The sequence below is a fragment of the Streptomyces sp. NPDC048297 genome (assembly GCF_043201585.1).
Classification (GTDB): Bacteria; Actinomycetota; Actinomycetes; order Streptomycetales; family Streptomycetaceae; genus Streptomyces.
On the sequence record NZ_JBICZA010000004.1, the window covers coordinates 26,022 to 53,021 of the forward strand.

Genomic DNA, 27,000 nt, shown 5'->3' on the forward strand with positions numbered 1-27,000 from the left:
TGGGAGCCCGTGTTTCTACCGTCCTTCGTGGCAGCGCCGGTCGAGCCGCGCAGTGACGTACGGCGTGCCGGGAGCCGCACACGAGAGGACGCCGTCGATGCACCTTGCCCTTCTGCCCGAGGAACGCGCCGGCCGGGATGCGCTCGGGCCCTGCCTGGCCGATGACACCGTGTCGCTGGACAACGCCGCCTTCGCCGAGCGGGTGCGCGCCGCCGCAGCCGTGCTGCGGGCGCGGGGGGTGGGGCCCGGGGATGTCGTGGCGGTCGTGCTGCCCAATCGGATCGAGCTGGTCGTCGTGCTGTTCGCGGCCTGGCGGTTGGGGGCCGCGGTCACTCCCGTCAATCCGGCGCTGACCGCCGACGAGGCGGGTTTCCAGATCCGTGATGCCGGCGCGCGGGTGGTGGTCGGCGACGCCGGTTCGGAACTGGTCACTGTGGATGTGGTGGCTCTCGCACCGGAGGCGGGCGGGACCGGGTCGGGAGCCGGCCCCGCCGAGTTCGACGACGCGGCGTTGGCGCTGCTGATCTACACCAGTGGCACCACCGGCCGGCCGAAGGGTGTCATGCTGGACCACGCCAACGTCGGCGCGATGGTGGAGATGGTCGTCGCCGGTCTTGGTCTCGGCCCTGGGGATCACAGCCTGCTTGTCCTGCCGTTGTTCCACGTCAACGGGATCGTGGTGAGCGTCCTGTCCCCGCTGCGCGCGGGCGGACGGGCGACCGTCGCGGGGCGGTTCCGGCCGGCGACGTTCTTCGACACGGTGGAGCGGGTGCGGCCCACCTACTTCTCGGCCGTGCCGGCGATCTACGCGATGCTCAGCGGGCTGCCCGACCCCGTTCGTCCCGACACGTCGTCGCTGCGTCTGGCCGTCTGCGGGGCGGCGCCGATGCCCGTCGAGCTCCTCTCGCGCTTCGAGCAGCGCTTCGGCGTGCCGGTCGTCGAGGGCTACGGGCTGTCGGAAGGCACCTGCGCTTCGACGCTCAACCCGGTCACCGGCCCGCGCAAGCCCGGCACGGTCGGCCGGCCGCTGCCCGGCCAGCAGGTCGCGCTGATGGACGCGCACGGCCGGTTCGTCTCCGACGGCCCCGGCGAGGTCGTGATCAAGGGGCCGAACGTGATGCGCGGTTACCTCAACCGGCCGCAGGAGAGCGCGACCGCGGTCGTCGACGGCTGGCTCCACACCGGTGACGTCGGGCGGTTCGACGACGACGGCTGCCTCGTCCTCGTCGACCGCATCAAGGACATGATCATCCGGGGAGGCGAGAACCTGTACCCGAAGGAGATCGAGAACGCGCTGCACGCGCACCCGGAGGTCCTTGAAGCCGCCGTGATCGGTGCGCCCGATCCGGTCCTCGGCGAGGTGCCGGTCGCCACCGTCGCGCTCTACCCGGGCGCACGGGTCACCGCCGGCGAACTCGTCGCACACTGCCGCGAGCGGCTGGCGAAGATCAAGGTACCGGCCCGGCTCACCATCGTCGACGCGCTGCCGAAGAATCCCGTCGGGAAGATCGACAAACCGGCGCTGCGGCGCGAGTTGGCGACCGACGGCTGACCGCCCCGACGCGCAACCGCACATCCACCGCTCAGGCCGCGAGGCGACACGGCACGACGTCGGCACGCGGATTCCCCCTGCCCGAAACGTACTGAAGGGACGTCAGCAATGGGCTTCAAGACAGGGGACTTTCCCCCGGTCGAACCGGAGACTTTCCTCGACAAGCCACTGTTCGAGCGGACGAAGGCGCTGGCCCTGCACTGGGTGGAGTACGGCTTCGGTTCGCCCAAGATGATCCACACCGTCTACGTCGTCAAGCTGCTGGTCCTGTACGTCGTCGGCGGTGTCCTGGCGGCGACGGCGACGTCCGGGGCGGGCCCGTTCTGGGACGTGGCCGGATGGTGGAACGAGCCGATCGTCTATCAGAAACTCGTGCTGTGGACCGTCCTTCTCGAGGCCGTCGGCCTGGCCGGCTCCTGGGGGCCGCTCGCCGGCAAGTTCAAGCCGATGACCGGCGGGATCCTCTTCTGGGCGCGGCCGGGCACCATCCGGCTGCGGCCGTGGAAGCGGGTGCCCTTCACCGCCGGTGACACCCGCGCCGTCGGCGATGTGCTGCTGTACCTCGCGTTCTTGGCGACCGTGCTGGCGGCGATCGTCATCCCAGGGGTGCACAGCGACTCACTGTCGGCGGCGCTGCCGGACAACACCACCGGGCTGGTGGACCCGGCCCTGCTGTACGCGCCGATCGCCCTGTACGTGCTGGGCGGTCTGCGGGACAAGACGGTCTTCCTCGGCGCCCGGGGTGAGCAGTACCTGCCCGCGCTGGTGTTCTTCGCGTTTCTGCCGTTCGTGGACATGGTCATCGCGGCGAAGCTGCTCATCGTCTGTGTCTGGGTCGGCGCGGGCGTCTCCAAGTTCGGACGGCACTTCACCAACGTCGTCCCGCCGATGGTGTCCAACAGCCCGAGTCTGCCGGGCCGTTGGGTCAAGCGGGCGCACTACCGCGGCTTCCCCGAGGACATCCGCCCCTCGGCCCTGGCGGGTTTCATGGCGCATGCCGGCGGCACCACGGTGGAGATCGTCACCCCGCTGGTGCTCCTGTTCTCCACCAGCCGCTGGCTGACGGTGGCCGGCGTGGTGCTGATGGTGGTGTTCCACCTGTTCATCACCTCGACGTTCCCGCTGGCGGTGCCGCTGGAGTGGAACGTCCTGTTCGGCTACCTGGCGGTGTTCCTCTTCCTCGGCTTCCCGGCCGGGGACGGCTACGGTGTCACCGACATGTCCTCGCTCTGGCTGACGGCCGTCATCGCCGCCGGGCTGCTGTTCTTCCCGGTGCTGGGCAACCTGCGTCCCGATCTGGTGTCCTTCCTGCCGTCGATGCGGCAGTACGCCGGCAACTGGGCCTCGGCGTTGTGGGCGTTCGCCCCGGGCGCGGAGACCAAACTCAACTCCCTGCCCCACCGGCCCGCGAGGAACCAGATCGACCAGCTCGCGGCGCTGGGGTACGAGCCGGCGATCGCCGAGATCACCATGCAGCAGACGATCGCCTGGCGCTCGATGCACAGCCAGGGACGCGGGCTGTTCTCCGTGCTGGCCAGGAGCCTTCCCGACCTGGAGTCCCGCACGGTGCGCGAAGCGGAGTTCGGCTGCAACTCACTCATCGGGTTCAACTTCGGCGACGGGCACCTGCACGACGAGGACCTCATCCGGGCCGTGCAGACACGCGTCGGGTTCGCGCCCGGCGAGTGGATCGTGGTCTGGGTCGAATCCCAGGCCATCCACTCCAAGGTGCAGCACTACAAGGTGATCGACGCCGCCCTCGGGGTCGTCGAGCGTGGCCACTGGAGGGTGGCCGACGCCGTCGAGGCGCAGCCCTGGCTGCCCGACGGACCGATCCCGCTGACCGTCACCTTCCGCCGCGACCGGCATGACGCGAGCACGGTCGCCGGCCACCGCGACGGCCAGGACGGCGCTGCCCTGGATACCCTCGCGTGAGCGACGTCCGCGAGAGAAGGGAACGGCCATGAGCACCGCGACGGTGGTGGGCAGCGGCCCCAACGGGCTCACCGCGGCGGCCGTCCTGGCCCGGTCCGGCGTCGACGTCACCGTGCTGGAGGCGGCCGACGAGATCGGCGGCGGCACCCGCACCGTCGAGGCGATCGTGCCCGGCCTGCTGCACGACCACTGCTCGGCGGTGCACCCGATGGCCGTCGGCTCACCGGTCCTGAACGATCTCGCGCTGGAGCGCCACGGGCTGCGCTGGCGACTGCCGGACATCGACTGCGTGCACCCGCTCGACGACGGCACCGCCGGTGTCCTGCACCGCTCCGTGGCCGAGACCGCCGCCGGGCTCGGCCGGGACGGACGACGCTGGCGCGCGCTGTTCGAGCGGCCCGCGCGAGGTTACGACGCCCTCGGCGAGGACATCCTCGGGCCGCTGCTGCGCCCGCCGCGGCACCCGCTGCGGCTGGCCCGCTTCGGAGCGCCGACCCTGCTGCCCGCGACGACGCTCGCCCGGTTCTTCGACACGGAGCAGGCGCGGGCGGCCTGGCTGGGCGTGGCCGCACACGCCTTCCGGCCGCTGGGCGGCCCCCTCTCCTCGGCCATCGGCCTCGGCATCCTCACGGCCGGGCACCGGCACGGCTGGGCTGTCGCCCAGGGCGGCTCAGGGGCCATCAGCGACGCACTGGCCTCGTCCCTGCTCGAACACGGCGGGAAGATCGAAACCGGTGTGCGCGTGCGGTCGGCCGCGCAACTGCCGCCCTCGGACGTCGTGGTGTGGGACGTGGCGCCGACCGTGCTCGCCGACATCCTCGGCGACCGGCTTCCGCCGCGCGTCCTGCGGGCGTACCGCCGCTTTCGTTACGGCCCCGCCGCCTTCAAGGTCGACTTCGCCGTGCAGGGCGGTGTGCCCTGGCGGTCCGAGGCGGCGCGCCGTGCCGGGACCGTTCACCTCGCCGGCCCGGCCGCGGAGATCGCCGCGGCCGAACGGGCCGTCCACGAAGGACGGATGCCAAGGCGGCCCTTCGTCCTGGTCGGGCAGCAGTACCTGGCCGACCCGACCCGCTCCGTCGGCGACGTCCACCCGCTCTGGGCCTACGCCCACGTCCCGTACGGCTACGACGGCGACGCCACCGAGGCGATCACCGCCCAGATCGAACGGTTCGCCCCGGGCTTCCGGGAACGGGTGATCGGCATTTCGGCCGAGTCCCCGCAGGCATTCGCCGACACCAATCCCAACTTCGTCGGCGGCAACATCCTCACCGGCGACAAGTCCGTCCGGCAGTTGGTGTTCGGACCGCGCACCACGCTCCAGCCCTACGACACCGGCCTGCCGGGCCACTTCCTCTGCTCGGCAGCCACCCCACCGGGCCCCGGCGCCCACGGCATGTGCGGCGCCCACGCCGCGGCCCGCGCGCTGCGCCACCTGCGGGGCGGGCGGACACGCGGGACCGAGCGTCGGACGTTCCCGGCTGATGCTTCAGGGGCGGGCCGTGAATCGCCGTGAACGGTCAGATACCTCCGTTGCGGGAGTACAGGCGGGAGCGGGGTTGGGCAAGGTCAGTACCGAGGCGGGTACGGGTTGCCCGGGTGCGGGTACACGTTGCCGGGCCGCGGGTACGGGTTGACGGGCTGCGGATACACGTTGCCCGGCTGGGGGTTCGGGTTGACCGGCTGCGGACGCACGTTACCCGGCTGAGGGTTCGGGTTGACCGGCTGCGGAAACACGTTGCCCGACTGCGGGTTTGAGTCACCCGGCTGAGGGGTCGAGGTACCTGGCTGCGGGTTCGAGGCACCCGACTGAGCGTTGGAGTCGCTCGGCTCTATGGTGAACGATCCGTCTTGCAGCGGCCCCGGCGCATAGCCGCCACTGGTCAGCGCCTGCGGTGCCAGCGCATCCATCGACCCTCCGTCCACGGTGACTTTCGTGAAACGCACGCTGTCGAGTTCCGGATAGGCCTGGTTGGGCGATTCGATGACCGCCTCCGCGCTGACGTTCTCCGCCTGGAGCGTCTTTTTGACCTGCTTGGTCCAGCCCTTGGTGTTGTTGGTCAGGGCCATCGTGTAGCCACCCGCGCCGTCGGAGGTGACCGACGCGGTGATGCTGTCTCCCTCGGAGACCGGGTCCTGCCAGTACACCGGTGAGGCCGGATACATCTCGTACCAAGCGGTGTTCACCGGGGAACCGCTGGAGCAGTCGGTCTGCACCCCGACCTGCTCCACCGTGCGTGATCCCCAGCCGTCCAGCCCGACCCAGGGGGCGAACACTTCGTTGTGGGAACGGCAGACGACATGCGGCTGGGTCCACGTGCCGGTGATTTTGGTGAAGCTGCCCTGGGTCACGTAGCCGCCCCAGTTCGAGTCGCCTGACTGGTACCGGGCCGTGGGTTCGAACCGCAGGGTCGGCATGGCGGTGGCTGCGGAGGCCGCCGGGGAAAGTGCTGTCGCAGCGAGGACCAGTCCTGCTGCCGCGCATGCGGCCGGGGTGCGCCGTACGGTGCCTGCGCTGCTTATTCGCATCACGATGACCGGTCTCCTTGCAAGATGTGGAACTGAAGGCGGATGAGAGGGGACCGTCCGTCCGCGAGACGTCGTACTGCCGACCTCCGTGGGCCCGGCGACGACTTGCTGGGATATTTCATCCCACTGATAGCGATGACAAGTGCTTTGTGATGGTCCTCACCACGTCGCTTCGACAACCCGCCACCGGGGAGCCGATGGGCGTTTTAAGAGATTTGGAATCGTTTCTATGCATTGCGACCGACCGCAAGAACCGCCATTTCGGACATAAATGGGCCGACAAGTCCTCTTGATCCTCAAAAACCCATCGATCGTCGTTCGTCGCCCGTCAGCCGTAAAGGATTCCTTGACGCCCTGGACGCGTAAAGGCACCCTTTACACGTGGTCGATTCCCCGCGGACTCTCGCCGCCTTGAGCGGGCTGCTGGCCGAGCAGGCCTCACTCCTGGGCCAGGCGGCAAGTGACCCCTTGACGTCGCCGGCCCACCTCGACATGGTCCGGCGCGCTCAGCGCGTCGACGACCTGGCGGAGCAGGTGTTCAGGCTGTGCGTGCAGCAGTGCCGGGACGCCGGCCACACCTGGCAGGAGATCGGGGACCTGCTCGGGGTCACCCGTCAGGCCGCCTTCCAACGGTTCGGCAAGCCGATCGATCCCAGAACGGGAGAACCCATGGACAAGACAGTGCACATGACAGACGCGGCGGAACGCGCCATCACGATCGTCACGGCCGTCCTCGAAGGCCGCATGGACGAAGCCAGGCAGTCCTTCAACGCCCAGGTCCTGGAGGCGTTCACCGATGAGGTTCGAGGCGACGCCTTGGCCACGGTCGCCGGCCTGGTCGGCGCGTTCGAGGGCTTCGGCGAGGGCGAGCCGTTCGTCCGTCGCATCGGAGACCACACGGTGGTCGACATCCCGCTGCGCTACGAGGCCGGCGACATGAAGGCCCGGGTCGCCTTCGACACCGACGGGAAGGTCGCCGGATTCTTCGTCCTCGCCCCCGAGACACCGTGACGCAGGGGAAAGGCACGGCGAGGGGTACGCGGTTCGTGGCACCACGCGGCGCGATCAGTCGGGCGGCCGGCCTTTCGTCGTAGGGTGAATGCCGCACGTGAGAGACGGGAGGCCGAGGTGGCCGGGACGACACCGACCCAGACGACGCTCGCCGAGGTGATGGCCGAGCTGGCCGGGCTGGACGACCCGAAGATCCGAGCGGTGAACGAGAGACACGGTGACGATCACGGTGTGAACCTCACCAAGCTGCGGGCGCTGGCGAAGCGGCTGAAGACGCAGCAGGAACTCGCGTGCCGGCTCTGGGAGACCGGTGACTCGGCGGCCCGGCTGCTGGCGATCCTGATCTGCCGCCCGAAGGCGTTCGGGCGTGACGAGCTGGACGTCATGCTGCGTGAGGCGCGCGCCCCCAAGGTGCACGACTGGCTCGTCACCTACGTGGTGAAGAAGAGCCCGCACCGCGAGGAGCTGCGTCCGGGCTGGTTCGCCGACCCGGACCCGGTCGTCGCGAGTGCCGGCTGGGCGCTGACCACCGAGCGCGTGGCGAAGTCGCCCGAGGGCCTCGACCTGGCCGGGCTGCTCGACCTCATCGAGGCCGGGATGAAGGACGCTCCGGATCGTCTGCAGTGGGCCATGAACCACTGCCTGGCCCAGATCGGGATCGAGCACGCCGAGTACCGCACGCGTGCGCTCGAGATCGGTGAACGCCTTGAGGTACTCAAGGACTACCCGACCTCCCCCGGCTGCACGTCCCCGTTCGCGCCCGTCTGGATCACCGAGATGGTCCGCAGACAGGACGACAAGGCGACGTCCTGACGGGCGCGTGCGCCTTTCTCGTCGGTAGGCAGTCGCGCATCCGTGCTCTCTCAGCCGGTGTGAAGGATCCGAAAGCGATCGGGGTCCGCCGGATCTCGGTCAACCACTTGGACCGGCGCCCAGGCCCACTGCCACACACTGATGCCCGGCATGCGGGAGAACCGGATCTGCCCGCGGGTGCCTTCGACGCCGATGAGCGGCCAGGACACGGCCGTGGGCGCCCGGTCCGTGCCGCGTGAGCGGAGCGCATGCGCGAGGACGGCGACCGTGTCGTACCCCTCGAAGGCAACGAACGAGGGCGCCGCGCCCAGCCCTTCGCGGAGTGTCTTCTCCACGCGGGCACCGAGTGGGCTGAGGTGCTCGGGCAGGTAGCGCAAGAACGGGATCGCGGCACCGTCGCCGCCCAGCGATGCCGCCCATTCGGCGAACTCCGGTTGCCCTGCCGGAGCGCCGATCAGGACGTCGGCGAGGCGCTGGTCGCTGCGGACGGACCTGACGATCGGCACCGCCGGCTCCGGGTGGCCGACCAGAAGGAGGAGGGCTGTCGCGCGATGGGCGACCAGTTCGTCGCACACGGCCGTGGGGGTGAGCGCGCGCATGTCGAGTTCGATGACGGTGCCGCCGCGTGGGGCGAGGTGGTCGCGCAGGATGCGGGTCCCGGATGCCCAGTACACGCTCGGGTCCACCGCCACGGCGATACGACTGTGGCCCGCCCCAAGGAGGAAGTCCGCGTAGATCCGCCAGCCGTGGGACTGCGCCGGGGCAACGCGCGCGACCCGTTCCGTCGGCTGATCGGTGAGCGCGTCGAGAACCGCCGACGAGCAGAGGAAGGGCAGGCCGAGGGCGTCGGCCCTGGCGGCAGCGGCGCGAGCGACGACGCTGTGGTACTCCCCCACCACGGCAGCGACGCCCAGGTGAGCCAGTTCGTCCACGGCCTCCGCGGCCTTCTGCGGGTCGGCCGCCGTGTCTCGCACCACCAGTTCGAGTGGTCTTCCGGCGATCCCGCCGCCGTCATTGACGTCGTGAACGGCAAGTTCGAGTCCGGCGAGCAAGTGCCGGCCCGCCTCGACCCAGCCAGGCCGCGTCAGCGGAGCGAGAGCGCCGATCCGGACGGCTGATCCCTCAGCCCGTTCCGTTCCAGGTGACGATGGTGGCGTGTTCATCCCTTGGCATCTCCCGGGCGACGGTCCAGTTCCAGCCCGCCTCTGTCGGACGGTGGCAAGGCCCGGTCGTACGCGTTCAACTCGCCTCGCCGTGGCGGACGCACCTGAGTGATCATGACGGACATTGCATCCACGTCCATCACCGACAGGCAAGTCATTATTCGTTCGCCGAGGTGCCGGTCGGGTCGGTCCCGACTCCTCGTCATGCTCCCGGTGTTGCGCGCCCGCACCGGGTCGGCGAGCGCGCGGTCAGAACCAGTGCAGGCAGTGCGGGGGCCGCTCGGCGCCGAAGAGGGCGTCGGCGAGGGCGGCGGCGCCCGCGCGGTGGGCCCGGATGTGTCCGGCGCGCACCAGCGTGCTCGGGGCGGTGCCGCCGAGGTAGACCGAGCCGAGGTCGCTGACGTCCAGGGACAGGTCGGGCTCCCGGTCGGTCGGGACGCAGTCGGCCTTGCCGTCCTGGACGGTCAATAGGTAGCGGCCGTGCTCCCCGAGGAACGGGTCGTCGACGTCGAGGACGAGTTCCCCGTCCATGAACCAGCCGCGCGCGGTGAGCGCGCGCGGGATGTCCAGCAGCCGCACCCAGAGCCAGTCGGTGTCGTTCGTCACCTGGCCGGCGCGGAAGTCCGCGAGCTGCCAGCGCAGCGGGTGGCCGGGCGGGACGTGCTTGAAGACGACCTCGGTGACGAGGTCGTGTCCGAGCACGAAGCGGGCCAGGGCCGTGAAGACGGCGTCGTCGGCCGCGACGGTCTCGTCGACCGTCAGGGTTTTGGGCGCGTCGGCCACGTAGCTGAGGTACCCGTCCGGGACGCCGTCGGCGTCACGGTGGACGGCGACGTAGCGTGGCGCCCGCGCGACCGGGGGCTGCCCCGCGCCCGAGGCCCACCAGCGGTGCGGCCGGGACAACGCGCCAGGTTGTGTTCGGCGGTAGCGGTCGTAGACCTCTTCCAGGAGTTCGCCGCAGTCGGCGCGCCGCATCAGCTCGATCGAGCCGGGGTCCGGGACGACGTCCGGTACGGCCACCGGGGAGCCGGCCGTACCGCGCGCCCGGGGGAGGGCGAGAGCGGCCCGGTGGCGCGGCACCGTCAGCCGACTCGTGTAGGTCGCCGGTCCGTAGCCGAACCTGCGGTAGATCACGGCCTCGGAGGCCAGCAGCACGGAGAGGAACTCCCCGCGCGCCCGCAGGTCGGTGAGCTGATGCCGCATCATGGCGGTGAGCACGCCCTGGCGTCGGTGCGAGGGCAGAACGCCGACGGCGGTGACCCCGGCGGCCGGGGCGAGGATCTCACCGGGCAGAGTCAGCTCGAAGGAGTAGGCACCCGCGGTGCCGACGGGCCGTCCGTCCGCTGTCACGGCGAGCAGGTTGCGGTCCATTTCGAGTGCCGCCCACCAGGGCCCGCCATCCTCGGTCGGGGCGTCCCGGAAGAGCCCGAACGGGGCGAGGAGTGTGTCGACGAAGACGTCGAAGTCCTGGTCGGTCGTAGGACGGATCTCCATGACTGCCGCTGCCTCCCCGAGAAACCGCACCACGACTCGTGGTGCCCCGGCACAGTGCAGCGTCGCCCCGTGACCACGTCAACCGAATTACTGCCAGGGGTTCGACGTGCGGTCCGGATCACCTCTTGTCCCCTGTGCGTGCCGAAGACGATAGAGATGTGGTTGTCATCGACGAGCAGGCGGGCAGAGGGGACGGGAAGACGTGGACGTGTACGAAGCCGTGGACAGTCGACGGGCGGTGCGGGCGTTCAGCGATCGGCCGGTGTCCAAGGACGTGCTCGAACGAGTGCTGGCCGCGGCGACGCGGGCGCCGTCGAGCGGGAACCTCCAGCCATGGCACGTGTACGCCGTGACCGGTGAACCGCTGGCCGAACTGAAGAGGCGCGCGACGGCCAGGGCACGGGCGGGGGACCCTGGTGACGAGCGGGAGTATCCGATGTACCCGGCCGAACTCGACTCGCCCTATCTGGACCGCTTTTCCGGCGCGGCCGCCCAGCGGTACAAGGCGCTGGGAATCGATCGCGACGATCCCGACCGGCCCATGAAGATCGCCGCCCTCAACTCGGACGCGTTCGGAGCGCCGGTCGTCCTGTTCTGCTACCTCGACGGGGCGATGGGGCCCGGACAGTGGGGGGACGCGGGGATGTACCTGCAGACGGTCATGCTGTTGCTGAGGGCGGAAGGGTTGCACAGCTGCCCGCAGGTGATGTGGACGATGTATCGCAGGACCGTCAGCGAGATCGTCGGAGCCGACGACCAACTCGTGCTGTTCTGCGGTGTCTCGGTGGGATTCGAGAAGGAAGACGTGCCACGGCTGCGTACCGGCCGGGCGGACATGACGGAAACGGTGACCTTCATCGGAGTATAGGCATCCGGACAATCCACGATCGATATCAGACATAAGGGTCGCAGCCCCGGAGGAAAACCCACCCCGCTGCTCCACCATGCTCCAACACGGAACGGGGGCGTGGATGAGCACTGCCGAAAAGGCTGCGGGCGGAGCCGGAACAGAACTCGTGGAGGCCGTCTTCGGTGGAGTGGAGCGCTGGGGCTGGGAGTTCGTCCAGCCCCCGGAGCCACCGCCCCACCCGGATGCCGACCGGCCGCCCGTCTACCTGGAGCCGGCCGACACCGAGGTGCGGCAGATGCGGGAGCGGGCCATGGAGGGGCGGAAGACCTCCGGCTGCGGCTGCATCACCTTCTTGCTGGCGCTGTGCGGCTTCATCGTCGCCGGTGCGGGGCCGAGCGGCGTCTTCGCGGCGGGACTTGTCGTCGTCGTGGTCGTCGTCCTGTGGGCCGCCAACTCCCCCAACGCCCGGCTGCGCGCCGCCCAGCGCCGCTTCGAGGACGCACGGGAGCGGGCACGTGCCAACCACCGCAGCAGTACGGCCGCCTGGCAGAAAAGGCTCGCCGCGCACCGGGCGGAGCATCTGCGGCGGAACGAGAAACTCGACGTCTGGTTCCCGCTGGTACCGGCCTCACGCCCCAGCCGGATCGACGTGTTCGGCGGGACGGCCAACGGCTGGGCCAGCCTGCTCGCCACCGTCGGCGGGCCACTGCTCGCCGCCGGCCGCCCCCTGGTCGTCCTCGACCTCACCCAGCAGACCGTGGCCCTCGAACTGGCCGGACTCGCCCTGCAACGCGACGTCGCCGTGCGGCACGTCGCGATGCCCGGCGCGCTGGCCGGCGCCGACCTGAGCGCGGAGTTCACACCCGACGAACTGGCCGAGGTCGTCGCGGAGGCGCTCGCGACCATGCGGCCGCCGGGCACCGATGTGGACCTGCACAGCATCGACGTGGACGTGGTCCGCACCGTGGCGGGCCTCCTCGAAGGCCGCGTCGACTTCGTCCGGCTCGCCGCCGGACTCCGCGTCCTGCTCCGCATGTACGACGTGGCGCCCGACGGATCCGGCCCGCTCAGCCCCGCCGAGGTCGAGTCCCTCACGCAGGCCATCGACCTCGTCGGGCACACCGAGCGCGTGCACAACGAACTCCGCTATGTGCGCGCCCAGATGGAACTGCTGGCACGGGCCGAGCAGGCGGATCCGGCGGAGCGGACAGGCCTCGAACAGTCGCCGGGTCCTGCGGTCGCCGACTGGTGGCGGCCCGGGACGCTGACCGTCGTCACCACCGAGGACGTCATCCACCGTCGCAAGGACCTCACCGACCGCCTCGTGTTCTTCCGACTTCTGCACACGCTGCGCAGACAGAACCTCACCCCCGCCGACGCCACCCTCGTGGTGGCGGGAGCCGACCACCTCGGACGCGACGCCCTGGAGGCGATGGCCCGCCAGGCCCGCACGGCAGGCCTGCGCCTCGTGCTGCTGCTGGAGCATCTGCGCGAGGGTACGTCGCAGGTGGCCGGCGGCTCGGACAGCGCGACCGTGTTCATGCGCATGGGCAATGGTGAAGAGGCGAGGGCCGCCGCGCAGTTCATCGGGCAGGAGCACAAGTTCGTCGTCAACCAGGTGACCCGGCAGGTCGGGGAGACGCTCACCGAGGGACGCTCCGACAGCTACACGTACCAGCGGGGCACGTCCGACACCCGAGGGTTCAACAGCGGCGGCTCCTCGGGCGGCGGCGGGGGAAGCAACTGGGGACGCTCGTCGTCGTTCGCCACCTCGCTCTCGCGCAGCTGGCAGGAGTCGACCAACTCGTCCACGGCCAGCTCGGTCACCGACGGCGAGACCAGCAGCCGGGTCTACGAGTTCGCCGTCGAACCCACGCAGCTCCAGGCGTTGCCCGTGACCGGTCTGATCCTGGTCGAGGCCGCGCCCGGCGGACGACGGGTGGTGTTCGGGGACTGCAATCCCGGGATCAACTTCATGCCGCGCCTCTCCGACCGACCTCGGGCGAGCCTGACGTGAGCCGGGCCCCCGATCTGGGCGCGTACCGTTTCCACCGGCTGCTCACCATCCCGCGCAGGCCTGCGGACGAACGGGCCCAGGACGGTGCGCACGACCGTACGCCGGCCCAGCTCATGGCCGCGGTGACGGCCGCGCACGCGGTCCTGTCCCACCGGGGCGCGGCGGAACGCGCCGGTGCCGTGGCAGCACCTTCGGTTGGCGCGGCGGGTCCGGCGGGGCCAACAGCTCAGGCAGGCGCGCCGGGCGTCGCGGTGGCCTGGGTACGGCCCGGCCGCCATCAGCCCCTGCACTTCCTCGTCGGGGGCGCGCCCTTCTTCCCGCCGGCCGGCGAGGACCCGCCCGGTCCGGACGGCGAGCGGCCGGTGCGCTACCCGCCCGGGGCCACGGCGCGCGACGTCCCCGCGGACGAGGTCCTGCGGCTGCTGAAGGATCTGCCGTACTGGGTGCCCTGTCCGGGCGTGCACGACCCGCTGCGCCTGGCCGAGGACGGCCGGGCGCGTCCGACCGAGCGGCGCGCGTCGTTCGACGACGCGGTGGCCCACCTGCCCGACCCGTTCGCCTGGTTGGTGCTTGCCGAGCCGTTGCCGTACGAGTGGTTGGAGCGCGAGCGTACGGCTCTGGGCGTGGCGCTCCCCCGATTACGTCAGCGGGAGAACTCCGAGGCCGATCGCATCGCGGCGGAACGGGCCGAGGCCCGCTACCGGGAACTGACGCGCGCCGTGTCGACCGGCCTGTGGAACGTACGCGTCCTGGTCGGCGCCGCCGCACCCGACACCGCGCATGCCTCGGCGGCGCTGCTGTGCGGGGCGGGGGACCTGGACGACCTGCCGTACGTCCTGGTGCCGGGGCGGCGTACGGTGCCGCTGGCCGAGGCGTTGGCGGACGGCACCCCGGTCCCCGCCGTGCCGGCCACCGCCGTCCGGGCCACCGCCGTCCAGGTACCCGCCGCCACAGTCCCCGACGCCACGGGCTCATCCGCCACGGGCTCATCCGCGAACGCGGCTGTCGTCGGGGCGTCGTTCACCGCTCCCGCCGAACTCGTCGCCGCCCTCGCCCGGCCTCCCGAGCGGGAACTCCCGGGTGTCGAGACGATCACGCCGAACCGCTTCGACGTCAGTTCCGACAACCCGGACGCCGCCGCGGACGGCTTCTTCGTCGGCGGCATCCTCGACGAGTCCCTCGCCATCACCGGCACCCTGCACGTCTCACGGGACACCCTCAACCGGCACGCGTTCGTCTGCGGCGCCACCGGGTCCGGCAAGTCCCAGACCGTACGGAGCCTGCTCACCGCTCTGTCCACGCACGAACGTCCCGTGCCGTGGCTGGCCGTCGAACCCGCGAAGGCGGAGTACGCGCGGATGGCCGGGCGACTGGCCGCGGCGCCCGCCGACCCCGACCGGGCGCGCCGGGCGCGCCACGTGACCGTCATCCGGCCGGGCGAGGTGGACGCGGCGCCGGCCTCCCTGAACCCTCTCGCCCCGGAGCCCGGCTTTCCGCTGCAGAGTCATGTGGATCTGGTACGGGCCCTGTTCCTCGCCGCGTTCGAGGGGCACGAGCCCTTCCCCCAGGTGCTGGCCCGTGCCCTGACCCAGTGCTACACGCTGGCGGGCTGGGATCTCGTCACCGGGCAGCCGCGCCCGCCGCACAAGCCGAAGTACGTGCTCACCGAGCCGGACGAACCCCGCACCGCGCACTACCCGACCCTCGCGGACCTCCAGGTGACCGCCCGGCAGGTGGTCGAGACGATCGGGTACGGACGGGAGATCACGGCCGACGTCCGCGGCTTCGTCGACGTGCGCATCGGCTCACTGCGGGAGGGCACGCCCGGCCGCTTCTTCGAGGGCGGCCACCCCCTGGACATCGCCGGACTGCTGGCCGGAAACGTCGTACTCGAACTGGAATCCATCACGAACGACCAGGACAAGGCGTTCCTGATCGGAGCGGTGCTCATCCGCGTCGTGGAGCATCTTCGCGTCCACCACGGCTCCGGCGGGGGCCGGTTGCGGCACATCATGGTGGTCGAGGAGGCGCACCGGCTGCTGAAGAACGTGGCGGACGGGCCTGCGGCCGCCGCCGTCGAGCTGTTCGCCTCGCTGCTCGCCGAAATCCGCGCGTACGGCGAGGGCGTGGTCATCGTCGAGCAGATCCCCAGCAAGATCCTGCCCGACGTGATCAAGAACAGCGCGCTGAAGGTCATGCACCGGCTGCCCGCCGAGGACGACCGACGGGCGGTCGGCGCCACCATGAACCTCCAGCCCGAGCAGAGCGAGAGCGTGGTCTCCCTGCGGCCCGGCCGCGCGGCCGTGGCCGCCGACGGCATGGACCGGCCGGTCCTGACCGCCGTCCCGCACGGCGAGGCGGCGGAATCCGCGCAGGACGCGTCCAACTCCCCACCACTGCTGGGCAGTCGAAGCCCGCTGTGCGGGGGGCCGTGCCGTCGGAGCCCCTGCACCCTGCGCACCATGAACGACGCCCTGCACCGATCCCGGTCCCCTCTGGTCGTCCTCTGGGTGGAGGCGGCGGCCTGCGCCCAGGCCATGGCGATGCACGCCCCGGGGCCGTCGGCAACCGTCCGGGACACCCTGCGGGCCCTGTCCGAACGCGAACTGGACTGCGTCCTCGTCTACGCCGTCGAACACGCCGTCGCCGCCCGTGAAGCGCTCATGTGCGACGAGGTGGACCCGGACGACTTCGCCGGGCGCCTGCACACCGTCCTGGCGGCGGCACTTCACGGCACATCTCCGCCGTCGGCGGACCGACGCCGCTACGCCTACGCCAACTACCGCTTCTGGGACGTGATGGGAGTCATCCACGCGGCCCGCCGGGACCGTCCCGAAGGCCCCCACGTGTACGACGAGAAACTCACGGCGCAGTGGGCCTCGCGCGGGCTCGTCCTGACCGGGACGTCCGGGGACGACCACCGTCTCCAGATCCGCGCACTGCCCGGCTACGGCCCGAACCGCGCCCACGCCAGGGTCGGTGACGTGACGCGCAGCGGGCTGCGGGACGCGGTGGTCGCCATGACGGGAGGCACGACGGAGGAGCAGGTCGGACGCGCGCTCGCCCTGGCCTGTGCGGCCGGGCCGAGGCTGGAGGCGGTGGTGGACGAGACGGCTCAGCGCATCGCCCGCGAGTGCCAAGGGGAGGCCCGGACATGACGGACAGCCTCGGTGCCATGGACGCACCCCCGCCGCCTCCTCCCCCACCACCACCGCCGACGGAAGCGCGCGGCCTCCAGGAGGGGGACAGACGCGATCCTCTGCCCGAGAGCGGGGAAACGGAGGGAGCGGAAGGAAGGGAAGGAACGGAAGGAACGGAGGGAACGGAGGAAGCCGGCGTCGGGTCGGCGGGCGAGGTGTCAGGGAGGCCTGACGCCCAGGACGCGGGCGTCCCGGGGGCCCGGGACTCCGGCGACATGTCCGGTGCGGACGACGTCGTCGCCGGCCCGCAGGACGGCACCGCCGACACGGGCACCGATGGTCCCAAGGACGCCCCTGGGCCGGTCGCCGAAGGGGATGTCGACCCGGACGCTCGTCATGCGCCCGATGGAGCACAGGACAACTGGGGCCAGGACGATCCGCCTGGGCCCGACGGCACGGATCGCCCGGAAACTCCCGACAGTCCTGACGGTCCTGACCACCCCGAGAACCCCGAGAACCCCGAGAACCCCGAGAGCCCCGAGAGCCCCGAGAGCCCCGAGAGCCCCGAGAGCCCCGAGAGCCCCGACAAGCCTGATCGACCCGACGAGCCTGATCGCCCTGTTGAGGACCGCACGGTGGATCCGCCGGCCGAACCCGAGCCGCCTCAGCAGAGGCCGGACAAGCCGGAGCCGGCCACTCCGACCGCGCCGGACACCCATGCGGCTGCGGATGACAAGCAGACCGTCCCGGACGAAGGCCAGGACCAGAGCCAGGGCCAGGATCAGGGCCAGGACCACGCACCCGTACCGAACCCGGAGTCCTCACGCCCTCCCGACCAGAAGCCGGTCCCTGCCCAGCCCTCGGAGCCCCGGCCGGCGGAGCCGCTGCCCACGACCCCCGATCCCGCCGCCCCGGCAGTTCCCCGTGTCGGCGAGTCGAGGCCCCTTGAAGAGCCCACCTCCCCCGACCGGCAGGCCGCCCAGCAGCCGTCGGCCGACCCGACCCACCCGAACGGACCGACCGACAGTCCGTCCACAGAGCCGACGAACAACACGGGCGGCGACGACCTGTCCCACTCCATGGACGAACTCGGCGAATCCACCGCCGCGATGGCGGAGTTGGCGGGCAAGGCCGCGGAGAAGGTGGCCGACGCCGTCGCCGGCCTGGCCGCACGTGTCGGGAACGAGAGGGCTGAAGCATCCGCGGAGGCGGACTTCACCGCACAGGTCGAATCCGACGTCACCGCCTTCGACCGCACTCGGACGCCGGAGGAGCCACGGGAGGAAGGTGAACCGCGTGCCGAGGGAGAGTCCACCCCGGTACCCATGGAATCGGCTGAACAGTACGAGCAGTACTGGTCGGACTCAGGTGAGGGTGAAGCGGACCGGACAGAGGCCGCTCCCGAGGCCCAGGAGATCTCCGCGACGATCGAGCGCCCGGCCATTGAGTACATGTTCGACGAACACGCCGCAGCCGTCACATACGGAGACCCCATCGGGGAACTCGGCACCCCCCTGTTCAATACCGAGATCGGGCGGGCACAGGTGGCCCAGGGCGACCTGGGCGACTGCGGAAGCATCGCCGTCATCGCGGCGATCGCGGAGGCGCGCCCGAACAGCATCATGGAAAACATCAAGGAAAATCCGGACGGCACATATTCCTTCACCGCTTACGAGGCGCACGAGGACGGAAACGGGTATGTGCCGGGCGATCCTATGGAAATGACCATCACCGCGGACCTTCCAGTGCTCCAGGAAAACCTTGAGGTCGCGTACGCGCCGGTCCGGGAAGAGGCGTGGCCGGCCCTCATGGAAAAGGCCGCAGCCGGTATCGACGCAACGTGGTCGGACGAGCGCCGGGCCCAGTGGGAACACGACTGGCCGATCGCGAAGGCCGGACGGCTCGCCTCCGACAAAACTCTCGTACCGGAGGACTTGGAGGGACCCACACCGACGGGGTACGAACGGCTCAATCAGGGTGCGAACTCTTACGACCAGGCAGAACTGCTTACTCAGTTCTCGGGTGAGGCAAGCGAAGTCGTCACCTTCCCCCAGGGAGAAGAGGCGGGGCAGAAGCTGGAACAGCAGATCCACGACAAGCTCGCCGAAGGAAAGCCCGTCATCGTCGGTACACGGGAACTGGACGAGGAGAGCGGCGAGAGCGAATTCCCGAAGAAACTGATCGCCAGACACGCCTACGAGGTCCTGGCCTTCGAGGACGGAGAAGTCCGTCTGCACAACCCGTGGCATGTGACTCACCCGGAGACCCTGACCACGGATGAATTCATGGAATACTTTCAACCCAAGGGTGACGCCGGAGATTACGTCACGCTCCGTTAGGGGAAGTGGATGCCAGACATCAGTCGCGAGTTCATCATCCGCGGGGGTCGAATGCTCAACACGTCCTTCGGCTCCGTCGGCGGCATGGCGGCGATTCCGGCGAAGGACGGCGAGCCCGCCAAGGCGAAACTGTCCATCTCGTTGCCGGGCAGCGAGAGCGAGATCAAGAAGATCCCGCTGGGCGGCACGTTCACTCTGGCCAACGGCACTTGGACCGTTGCCGAGATCACCGGCGCCGGGACCAACCACTGGTACGTACTGGTCCGCCGGGTCGACTGACATGGCCCGTGGGGAGCGAGAAGAGGGAGGCCGGCTTCCGCCGTGCGCGCGAAGCCGGCCTCCTCGTCTTGTCAGATCACGAATGTTCGGGTCACCAAGGTGCGTACGTCAGATCGCCGTGTGCAGCGGGATCGTGACCTGCTTCAGCCACGCACCCGTGGCGAAGTCACGTGCCTTCACCATGATCTGGTCGCGGTACACCTCGACCTGGAGTCCCTGGTTGAACTGGCCGGGGACGACGACCTCGCCACCCTTGCCGTCGTCCGTCCAGCCGGTCTGGATGGCGCCGGTGTTGATCACGTTGAAGCCGTCGAAGTTCGCCGTGCCGGGGACGACGCGGCGCACGTACCAGTCGGACAGGTTCAGGTCCCAGTGGGTGTGGCCGCAGAAGAGGAACACGTCGCGGTGGCGGCCGAGGATGCCCAGCAGACGGTCGGACTGGAGGTAGTCCCGCATGTACAGCTTGTTGTGGCTGCCCGAGACCGTGTTCGGCAGCGGGTGATGCGTGATGACCATGACCGGCTTGCGCTTCGCCTCCCAGTGGCGGAGCCGCTCCTCCAGCCAGGTGAACTGGGTGTCGCTCATCCACACTTCGTCCCACAGGGTCGCGTCGTGGTAGTGCATGTACTTCTCGGTGCCGATCATGAGCACCGGTATCCCGCCGAAGGACTGCTCGGCATAGACCGTGTTCCGGCCGGCGAAGTTGTAGAAGCTACGGAAGAGCGAGTCCTCGGTGGTGCCGTTCGGCCAGGTCGCCTGCGCCAACTGGTCCGGGGTGGCCCACTTCGGCACGTAGAACTCGTGGTTGCCGATCGCCCAGGCCGCCTTCGGCAGGGTGTGCCGGCCGAAGGCCTCCTTCACCGCCGCGTATTCGAAGTCGTAGCCGCGGGGCGTGATGTCCCCGGCGATCGCGATCCCGGTGCTGTCCGGGTTGCTGCTGCTGAGGTCCGCCAGCGCCACGTCCAGGTCGGAGAGATCACCCTGAATGTCGCTGATGACGTTGAACTTGGTGACGAGTTTGGGATGCGGCATGCGGGCCGAGGAGGCGTACGCGGGTACCTGGGATACCGCGCCGAGGGCAACCGCACCGGCGGCGGTGGTCAGAAGTGACCTGCGATCCACGGGTCGATCCTTTCGGGATGAGCGGAGTGCGGGCGGCCCGGAGTCGACCGGACGCCTGCTGTCGCACCGAGTGTTCGGTCCAGACCCGTTAGAAATACGTGACCTTCCAGGCGATGCCATGAGGGGCGCGTGACCGCCTGATGAACGTCTTCCGCCACGAAACTCGCCTCACCGGTCGCCGGTCAGCAGCCATCAGTCAACGGCCAGCGGCCAGCGCTCAGCGGCCAGCGGCCAGCGGCCAGCAGCGGAGCCGAGTGGCCTACTGCTGCCCCTTCTGGTAGCGCAACGACTGCTGGGCGTTGAGCCGTTCGACGAGTGTGAAGACGGCGACGGCCAGCGGCGTCAGTTCCGCCGTCGCGATGTGGTCCTTCATACGGCGCAGCTCGGCGACGATCGCCTCCTGGTCGCCCTGCGGGCCGACGAGGTTCTGCTGCGTGCCGAGGGCGCCGAGCGACTTGTGAACGGCTCGCGCACCGGGCTCGTCGTCCACCGTTCCCCGCTCGTCCGCGGTCAGATGTTCCCAGTTCTTGAGAAGGTCGGAGCCGGACGGAATGGCGCGCAGCCAGGCGTCCCGGGTGAGCGCGACGATGGTCCGGGTACGGTCGTTGGCCTGCCCTCGCTCGACCGAGTTGCCGAAGACCCGCTCGCCGCCGCGGCCGGTCATGCCGGCCGCCTGCAGAACGAGCGCGACGAAAGCGTCGGGGTTCTCCTGGAAGTGGTCCGCCAGGTTCGGCGGCAACAGACTGAAGGAGTGGGCGAAGTCGGTGCGGGCCATCAGGGCCCCGGCGATCGACTTGGCGTTGGCGCCCGCCTCGTCGAGCTTCTGCCCCTGGATCAGATAGGCGGCGAGGTGCGTGACGAGGCCCGTGAGCGCTTTGATGTCGGCCCTCGACGGCTGCAGGGCGGCCCTCGGCAGCAGCGCGGCGATCGCCGCCTCGGCACCGGCCTTCGCCGCGGGAAGTTCTCCGAGACCGCCCGCCGACAGGTCGGTGGACGCCTGCCTGCGGCTATGGACCCGCCCCGACCCCAGCAGCGGCACCCGCTCCAGCATGCTCATCGGCCTGCGGTTCTCGAGGTAGTCGACGAGTTTGGGCAGGCGCTCCAGACGCGCCCCGAGCGTCGCCTGCGGAGCGAAGTTCAGAGGGTTTCCGTCCGGGTAGATCCGCAGGCGCGGCTGGGGGGTCCCGCCGCCTGCGGTCACGTCCTCGGAGGGGATGTACGGATAGCCCCGGCGGCCGTCGAGATAGCGGGCCATGGCGGTCACGTTGTCCATGACCGTCCTGACCTCCGCGAGCGAGGTGAGCGGGTCGGTGATCCACTCGAGGTTGGAGCCGCCGGTGGGGCTGGCGTCCGCCGTCAGGTCGAACTTGTCGCCCCTGACGACGAGTCCGTCGACACGGCCCTTGCCGAGGTTCTCGCCGGCCAGTGGCTCCTCGGGCACCTGCCCTCTGACCATCAGCGTCGCCACCAGGCCCTGGCGCTCGGAGTCGGTCACCGCGAGTTCTCCGAGGCGCTGCGCGCCGGCCGTGCTCAACTGGCCGTCCCCGTCGAACCACTTGGCACGAAGCGCCGCACCACCGTCCCTGCGCAGCTGGTCCCGCTCCTGCTGCGAGAGCCGTCCGTGGTACGGGGAGTAGGGGGAAAGGAAGATCTCCAGGATTCCGGCGTCGATCAACTGCTGCCGTCCACGGGAACGCTGTTCGCGGACTTCCTCCGAGTTGTCCTCCATCCTGCGCACGTTCCACTGCGCCTCGAACTCGAACCCGACGGCGCGCTGCACGGCCGGCGTCCCTGCCTCGCCTGTCACCGGCGCGGAACGGGAGATCGTGCCGGCCGGTTCCGTGCGCCCGTCGTCCTCCTCGCGGTCCGCGGACGGCAGGGGCGCGGCCATGACCCGCTTCGCGTTCGCCTCGGCCGCCCGCTCGAAGCGGTCGGACGGGTCGCTCACCCGCAGTCCGTCACCGCTGTCGGTACCGGCGACGGGGCCCTGCCGCTGCTGGACGACATGCGTCAACTCGTGGGCGAGGGTGTGCTTGTCGGCGCCTCCCGGGCCGATGACGACGTTCTCTCCCGAGGTGTACGCGCGGGCGCCCAGCTCCTGCGCCGAGCGGCGGGCGGCCGGCCCTGTGTGCACCCGCACGCCGGAGAAATCCGCACCGAGCCGGGCCTCCATCTCGGCACGCAGCGGCGCCTCCAGCGCGTGGCCCGCCGAACGGAGCACGGAGTGCGCGTGATCCTCGTCGTGGCCGTGCCGCCTGGAGAGCATCGCGGTCACGGCCTGGTTCCCGACAGTGCGCTGCAGGGCGAGGATTTGCTGTGGTGAGAACGCCCCCGGTGCGGGCACGGCGCCGGCACCATCGGACGAGTTCTGGGCCAAGCGGTGGGGCGCGGCGGGCGCGGAGTGCCGTGTCGACCGCTCCGGTTCACGGCGATCCCGGCCGGGCTCCTGAACGCGCATGGCATCTCCGGTGCTTGCGATCGTTCCGACAGCGGGCTCCGCGCTCCAGCATCAGGGCCCGCAGGGCATCGCGGCAGATCCCCGGGGGAAACGCGCGGGCAGAGTTCTTGCCCTGTCCTGCTTCTCACCGAGCCAGAGCCGGACGGCCGGGTTCAGCGAGGTGGAACGGCATCGAGTGATCGCGAACAGGACATCCGGCGTTGTGCCGCACCTCGGGCCATAGCCAGGCGCGTTGACCGGGCTCTCTTCCTCGCCACTCACGATCGGGCGGGGCCTGCCGAGGAACGATCACAGGTGATCGGCGTGCCGAACCCGTTCGCGCAGAACGTGCATGACGTGCTCGGCGTACACCCCCAGACCCTATGGACTGCGACTGTCCGTATTGGATCTAGCACGCAACGCAATCATCTCCGTACGGTCAAAGCGACACCCAAACCGTATCCATGGAGGATTCGTGGCACGTCTCCGCACTCGTCTGGCCATGCTGGGCTCGGCCGCCGCGCTCGCCGCGGGCGCCCTCGCTCCGCTCCAACTCGCCGGGGCGGAACCGGCCGCCGCTGCAAGCAGGCAGTGGGTCGCCCTGGGCGACTCCTACACCGCCGGGGTCGTCCCGGCCGCAGGCGACGTCTTCGAAGTCCCCCGCGACGGCTGCGAGCGAACCGACCAGTCCTACCCCCAGGTCATCGACCGCGACCTCGGCTCGCTCTTCGACCTGACCAACGTCAGCTGCGGCGCCGCCACGATCGAGGACGTCACCTTCAGAGCGCAGGAGCCGATCGGCCGTCACCTGCCGCCCTTCTCCGAGGACCCGGACTACCCGTTCCCGGCCGTGCCTCCCCAGTCCGCCGCGGTGGGCCCGGGTACCGATGTGATCACCATCGGCGTGGGCGGCAACACCCTCGGGTTCGCCGGCATCCTCTTCCAGTGCCTGCAACTGGGCGCGGGCAGCGGCGGCGTGGGCACGCCGTGCAAGGACGAACTGGCCGCGGACATCCCCGGCCGGCTGGCCAAGGTGAGCAGGGACTACGACGAGATGCTCACCGTGCTCCACGAGCGCGCCCCGCACGCGAAGATCCTGTCCGTCGGCTACCCCACGGTCGTCCCCCAGGACACCTCCACGTGCCGGTACAACGACCTGGCGCAGTTCGGCCCGATCACCCAGGGCGACCTGGACTGGCTGCGCCAGGACGTCCTGGAACCCCTCAACCAGGCCATCGAGAAGTCGGCCGGCACCCACACCGACGCCTCCTACGTCAACCTCTACGACTCGTCCCGGAACCACAGCGTCTGCGATGCCGGCAAGTGGGTGGAAGGCGTCTTCACCCGCGTCCCTGACCAGCCGGCCCTGGTGCACCCCAACGCCCGGGGCCACCGAAACGCCGCCGACCATGTCGCGGCGGCCATGCTGCAGGCCATCGGCGTGGGCTGACCCACCTGCTGCGGTCCCTCGACGAGTTGCCTCCGGTACGCCTGCCGGGGGCAACTCGGAGTCCCTGCTGACGAGCGGATCGAGTCCCGGGCGCGGGCGGCCACCGGTGGAAGAGGTGGCCGCCCGCAGGGTCGTACGGTCGCCGGAGTCAGGCGCAGGTGCTCGCGAACATCTCGCGGGTCACGACGTCGGTCGCGGCGGCGGTGGTGTCCAGCCAGACGACTCGCCGGCCGTCGCCGAGGGACGGGGCCAGCTGCGAGCCGGAGGAGCAGGAGACGCGGCTGAAGTCGTTCAGACCGGCCAGCAGCTCGGAGGTCTTGGCGACCTTCACCTTGGGGGTCCCGTCCCAGGCGCCGAGGGCGCCCCAGATGGTGTACGTCGAGTACGCCAGGTAGGTGTCGTTCACGGAGAACTGGGCGACGTAGAGGCTCGTCGGGAAGCGAAGGTCCGCCATCCGGGTCACGTCGCCGGCCGGCGTCGAGCCCACGGTGGTGCTCGGGATCAGGAAGCCGCCCGTCACGCGGTAGAAGACACGGTCCGAGGTGAGCTGGATGTCCGAGATGTAGTTGAACAGGAAGCCACCGATCCGCTTGTTCTGCGTCGTGCCTGCGGCGATGTCGTGGACGTAGAGGTACGTGCCGTCTCCGCCGGCCCAGGCGATGGTGCCGTTCTTCATGGCCAGGTGCGAGGCCTTGGTGCCCGGCTCGGGCGTCACGTCGACCGTGGTGCCGTCGGCCTTGCGGAGCATGACGTCCTGCTCGCCGTCCGGGGTGGTGCTGATGTAGGCGACGGCGCCGTTCTCGGTGACCGGCTCCGTCTCGTCCGCGCCCGGCTCGTCGACCAGCTTCTTGATCTCGCCCTGGCCCTTGTCTCCGACCTGGTAGACGCCGATGCCGTCGGCGGTGATCCGGGTGAAGGCGACGCGCTCGTCGTCCAGGGACGGGTCGATCAAGTAGGCGCCCTGCTGGGCGAGTTCGTGGTCAAAGTGACCGTTCCGCTTGCTGAACCGGCCGACCGTGATGCCGAACGCGGCGCCGCCCTGGTCCCAGGCGATGCCGTCCCCGTGGCCGATGGCGTAGACGTCGCCGTCGACCTGGGCGGCCTGCTCGTCCACGCCGCCGTAGACCTCGTAGGCGGGCAGGACGTCGGCGCCGATGGTGGTGCCGTCGTGCGTGCCGCCCTTCTGCTCCCAGCCCTGCTCGATGCCGTGGTCGTCGAAGGCCTTGGCGATCGCGGCGAGGTCGGTCGTGGAGACCTTCATGGACTTCGCGGCGAGGGTGACGGCGTTGCGCATGTCGGTGAAGCCGGACAGCGGGGTGAGGTAGTTCTCGGCGGCGCGGTAGATGATCCGGTCCGCGAGCTTGGTGTCGATGCTCTTGCGCATGTCCCACAGCGCGCCGCCGACGATGGTGGAGTTGGTGTGCACTCCGCCGTTGTCGTAGTCGAGCGTGACGGGGATGTAGTCCTTCTGCGCGTCGCGGCCGTCGTTCAGGTCGCGCAGGGCACAGTCCTCAAGGGGCTTCGTACCGTTGCACAGGTACTCGCCGACCAGGCCGGAGGTCGGGTCGCTCATGGCGATGCCCTTGTCGGCGGTCTCCATGGCGTTGCCGAAGTAGTCGGATATCGCCTCGTTGAGGGCGCCCGACTGGTTGAGGTAGACGAGCCCGGCGGCGTGCTCGGTGACGCCGTGCGTCATCTCGTGGCCGACCACGTCCAGGCCCACCGACAGCGGCACGCCGTTCATGTGGCCGTACACCATCTTGGAGCCGTCCCAGAAGGCGTTGGCGTAGTCCTTGCCGTTGCTGGCGACGTTGACGACGGAGTGGATGCTGCCGCCCTTGCCGTCGATGCCGTCGCGGCCGAGCTGGTCCTTCAAGTACTCGTAGACCTTGGAGGCGTTGACATGGGCATCGACGGCGCCCGAGGTGGTGTTCGCGCCGTCGAAGCGGTCGGTGGAGGACTTCACCAGCGGGACGTCGTCGGTGACCGGGCCGCCCGCGACGAGCGTGTAGTTCTTGCGCCGCGCGTCGTAGGTGCGTATCTGGCCGCCGGTCCGCGCGAACATGTCGCGGGTGGAGTCGACCAGGGTGTACGAACCGTCCGCCTCCTGGTTGGCGTTCAGCTTCGCCTCGGTGCCGTCGACGCGCACGCCGGTCCCCGTCACGGGTGCGGGCGCGGAGTCGGCCGCGTCGACGTTGTTGTACGACAGGGCGATGGCGCCGACGGTCGCGTCGACGTACACCTCCTGGCGCACCGGACTGCCGTCGGCGCGGGCGCCGGTCACGGTGAAGTGCCAGGTCAGCTTGCCGCCATGGGAGTTGGGCAGGACGACGAGTCCGTGCGCGGCGCTCTGCGCGCCCTCGACGGTGCCAAGGCGCGGGTCCAGCGCGAACATCCGCTGCTTCGCGGTGGCCTCGGTGACCGTCGGTGTGGTGGAGACGGTGAGGCCGGTGTACAGGGTGCCGGTGGCGGAGAGGACCTTCTGGCCGCCGTCGGCCGGCTCGGTCTGCACCGCGTACGCGGCTCCGAAGACCGGCACCCCCTCGTGCTTCTGCCGGAAGCGGACGGAGGACTCCTTGCCGGCCTTGGTGGTCCTCAGCGTCTGCAGGTCGGAGACCGGGACCTGGTACGTGTCCTGACGGGCCTTGAGGTGTGCGCGGGCCGCCTCGGCGGGAGTTCCCGTGCGGGCGGCGTCGTCCAGGCCCACGGTCATGGCCGGTGCGACCGGTGCCGGGTCGGCGGTCGTGCTCGCGGGCTGCGGTACCTCGGTCTGGGCCCAGGCCGGTGCGGTCAGCAGCGACGCCCCGGTGGCCGCGACGACCGCTGCGGCGGCCAGGGTTCGGCGGAGTGTTCTCGGTCTCGTGGGAAGCAC

17 protein-coding genes are annotated in these 27,000 nt (G+C 70.2%); 11 read left to right on the forward strand and 6 right to left on the reverse strand.

Annotation, left to right across the window (positions count from 1 at the left end):
- Positions 1-97: 97 nt before the first annotated feature.
- The 3 genes from ACGFYV_RS05310 (at position 98) to ACGFYV_RS05320 (ending at position 5,000) form a co-directional block, all read left to right on the forward strand.
- Complete coding sequence (locus ACGFYV_RS05310; RefSeq protein ID WP_393877011.1) at positions 98-1,552, forward strand: class I adenylate-forming enzyme family protein; 1,455 nt, start codon at positions 98-100, stop codon at positions 1,550-1,552.
- 108 nt (positions 1,553-1,660) lie between these two features.
- Positions 1,661-3,487, forward strand: coding sequence for a DUF3556 domain-containing protein (locus ACGFYV_RS05315; RefSeq protein WP_393877012.1), 1,827 nt, complete (start codon positions 1,661-1,663; stop codon positions 3,485-3,487).
- Between the two features lie 28 nt (positions 3,488-3,515).
- A complete protein-coding gene (locus ACGFYV_RS05320) occupies positions 3,516-5,000 on the forward strand; it encodes a phytoene desaturase family protein (RefSeq protein ID WP_393877013.1) in 1,485 nt (494 codons plus the stop codon).
- A gap of 53 nt (positions 5,001-5,053) precedes the next feature.
- On the opposite strand, the gene ACGFYV_RS05325 is transcribed toward ACGFYV_RS05320, so the two are convergent.
- A complete protein-coding gene (locus ACGFYV_RS05325; RefSeq protein ID WP_393877014.1) occupies positions 5,054-6,013 on the reverse strand; it encodes a G1 family glutamic endopeptidase in 960 nt (319 codons plus the stop codon).
- Between the two features lie 381 nt (positions 6,014-6,394).
- Here ACGFYV_RS05325 and ACGFYV_RS05330 point away from each other — a divergent pair, with 381 nt between their 5' ends.
- Positions 6,395-7,024, forward strand: coding sequence for a DUF3887 domain-containing protein (locus tag ACGFYV_RS05330; RefSeq protein ID WP_393877015.1), 630 nt, complete (start codon positions 6,395-6,397; stop codon positions 7,022-7,024).
- Between the two features lie 159 nt (positions 7,025-7,183).
- Positions 7,184-7,837 (forward strand): DNA alkylation repair protein, encoded by a 654-nt coding sequence (locus ACGFYV_RS05335; RefSeq protein WP_393877268.1) that lies wholly within the window; start codon positions 7,184-7,186, stop codon positions 7,835-7,837.
- Between the two features lie 50 nt (positions 7,838-7,887).
- Here the strand turns inward: ACGFYV_RS05335 and ACGFYV_RS05340 are convergent, their stop codons facing one another.
- Positions 7,888-9,000, reverse strand: a complete 1,113-nt coding sequence (locus tag ACGFYV_RS05340; RefSeq protein ID WP_393877016.1) for an ABC transporter substrate-binding protein — start codon at positions 8,998-9,000, stop codon at positions 7,888-7,890.
- Positions 9,001-9,249: 249 nt separating this feature from the next.
- Complete coding sequence (locus tag ACGFYV_RS05345) at positions 9,250-10,494, reverse strand: GNAT family N-acetyltransferase (RefSeq protein ID WP_393877017.1); 1,245 nt, start codon at positions 10,492-10,494, stop codon at positions 9,250-9,252.
- A 202-nt stretch (positions 10,495-10,696) separates the two neighbouring features.
- Here ACGFYV_RS05345 and ACGFYV_RS05350 point away from each other — a divergent pair, with 202 nt between their 5' ends.
- The 5 genes from ACGFYV_RS05350 to ACGFYV_RS05370 all read left to right on the forward strand — a co-directional run bounded on the left by ACGFYV_RS05350 (position 10,697) and on the right by ACGFYV_RS05370 (position 19,119).
- Positions 10,697-11,362: a nitroreductase gene (locus ACGFYV_RS05350; protein WP_393877018.1), complete on the forward strand. Its 666-nt coding sequence runs from the start codon at positions 10,697-10,699 to the stop codon at positions 11,360-11,362.
- A gap of 103 nt (positions 11,363-11,465) precedes the next feature.
- Positions 11,466-13,361, forward strand: coding sequence for a hypothetical protein (locus ACGFYV_RS05355; protein ID WP_393877019.1), 1,896 nt, complete (start codon positions 11,466-11,468; stop codon positions 13,359-13,361).
- A complete protein-coding gene (locus ACGFYV_RS05360) occupies positions 13,358-16,519 on the forward strand; it encodes an ATP-binding protein (RefSeq protein WP_393877020.1) in 3,162 nt (1,053 codons plus the stop codon). The genes ACGFYV_RS05355 and ACGFYV_RS05360 overlap by 4 nt, the downstream gene beginning before the upstream one ends.
- A gap of 257 nt (positions 16,520-16,776) precedes the next feature.
- A complete protein-coding gene (locus tag ACGFYV_RS05365) occupies positions 16,777-18,840 on the forward strand; it encodes a C2 family cysteine protease (protein WP_393877021.1) in 2,064 nt (687 codons plus the stop codon).
- Between the two features lie 9 nt (positions 18,841-18,849).
- The gene (locus tag ACGFYV_RS05370) at positions 18,850-19,119 is read left to right on the forward strand and encodes a DUF6406 domain-containing protein (protein WP_393877022.1); all 270 of its coding nucleotides are present in this window, start codon (positions 18,850-18,852) and stop codon (positions 19,117-19,119) included.
- A 108-nt stretch (positions 19,120-19,227) separates the two neighbouring features.
- Here ACGFYV_RS05370 and ACGFYV_RS05375 read toward each other — a convergent pair whose 3' ends face one another.
- Both ACGFYV_RS05375 and ACGFYV_RS05380 read right to left on the reverse strand, forming a co-directional pair.
- Positions 19,228-20,241, reverse strand: coding sequence for a metallophosphoesterase family protein (locus ACGFYV_RS05375; RefSeq protein ID WP_393877023.1), 1,014 nt, complete (start codon positions 20,239-20,241; stop codon positions 19,228-19,230).
- 259 nt (positions 20,242-20,500) lie between these two features.
- A complete protein-coding gene (locus ACGFYV_RS05380; protein WP_393877269.1) occupies positions 20,501-22,507 on the reverse strand; it encodes a DUF4157 domain-containing protein in 2,007 nt (668 codons plus the stop codon).
- Positions 22,508-23,153: 646 nt separating this feature from the next.
- Between ACGFYV_RS05380 and ACGFYV_RS05385 the strand changes: the two genes are divergently transcribed.
- Complete coding sequence (locus ACGFYV_RS05385) at positions 23,154-24,128, forward strand: SGNH/GDSL hydrolase family protein (protein ID WP_393877024.1); 975 nt, start codon at positions 23,154-23,156, stop codon at positions 24,126-24,128.
- A 148-nt stretch (positions 24,129-24,276) separates the two neighbouring features.
- On the opposite strand, the gene ACGFYV_RS05390 is transcribed toward ACGFYV_RS05385, so the two are convergent.
- Positions 24,277-27,000, reverse strand: a complete 2,724-nt coding sequence (locus tag ACGFYV_RS05390; protein WP_393877025.1) for a M4 family metallopeptidase — start codon at positions 26,998-27,000, stop codon at positions 24,277-24,279.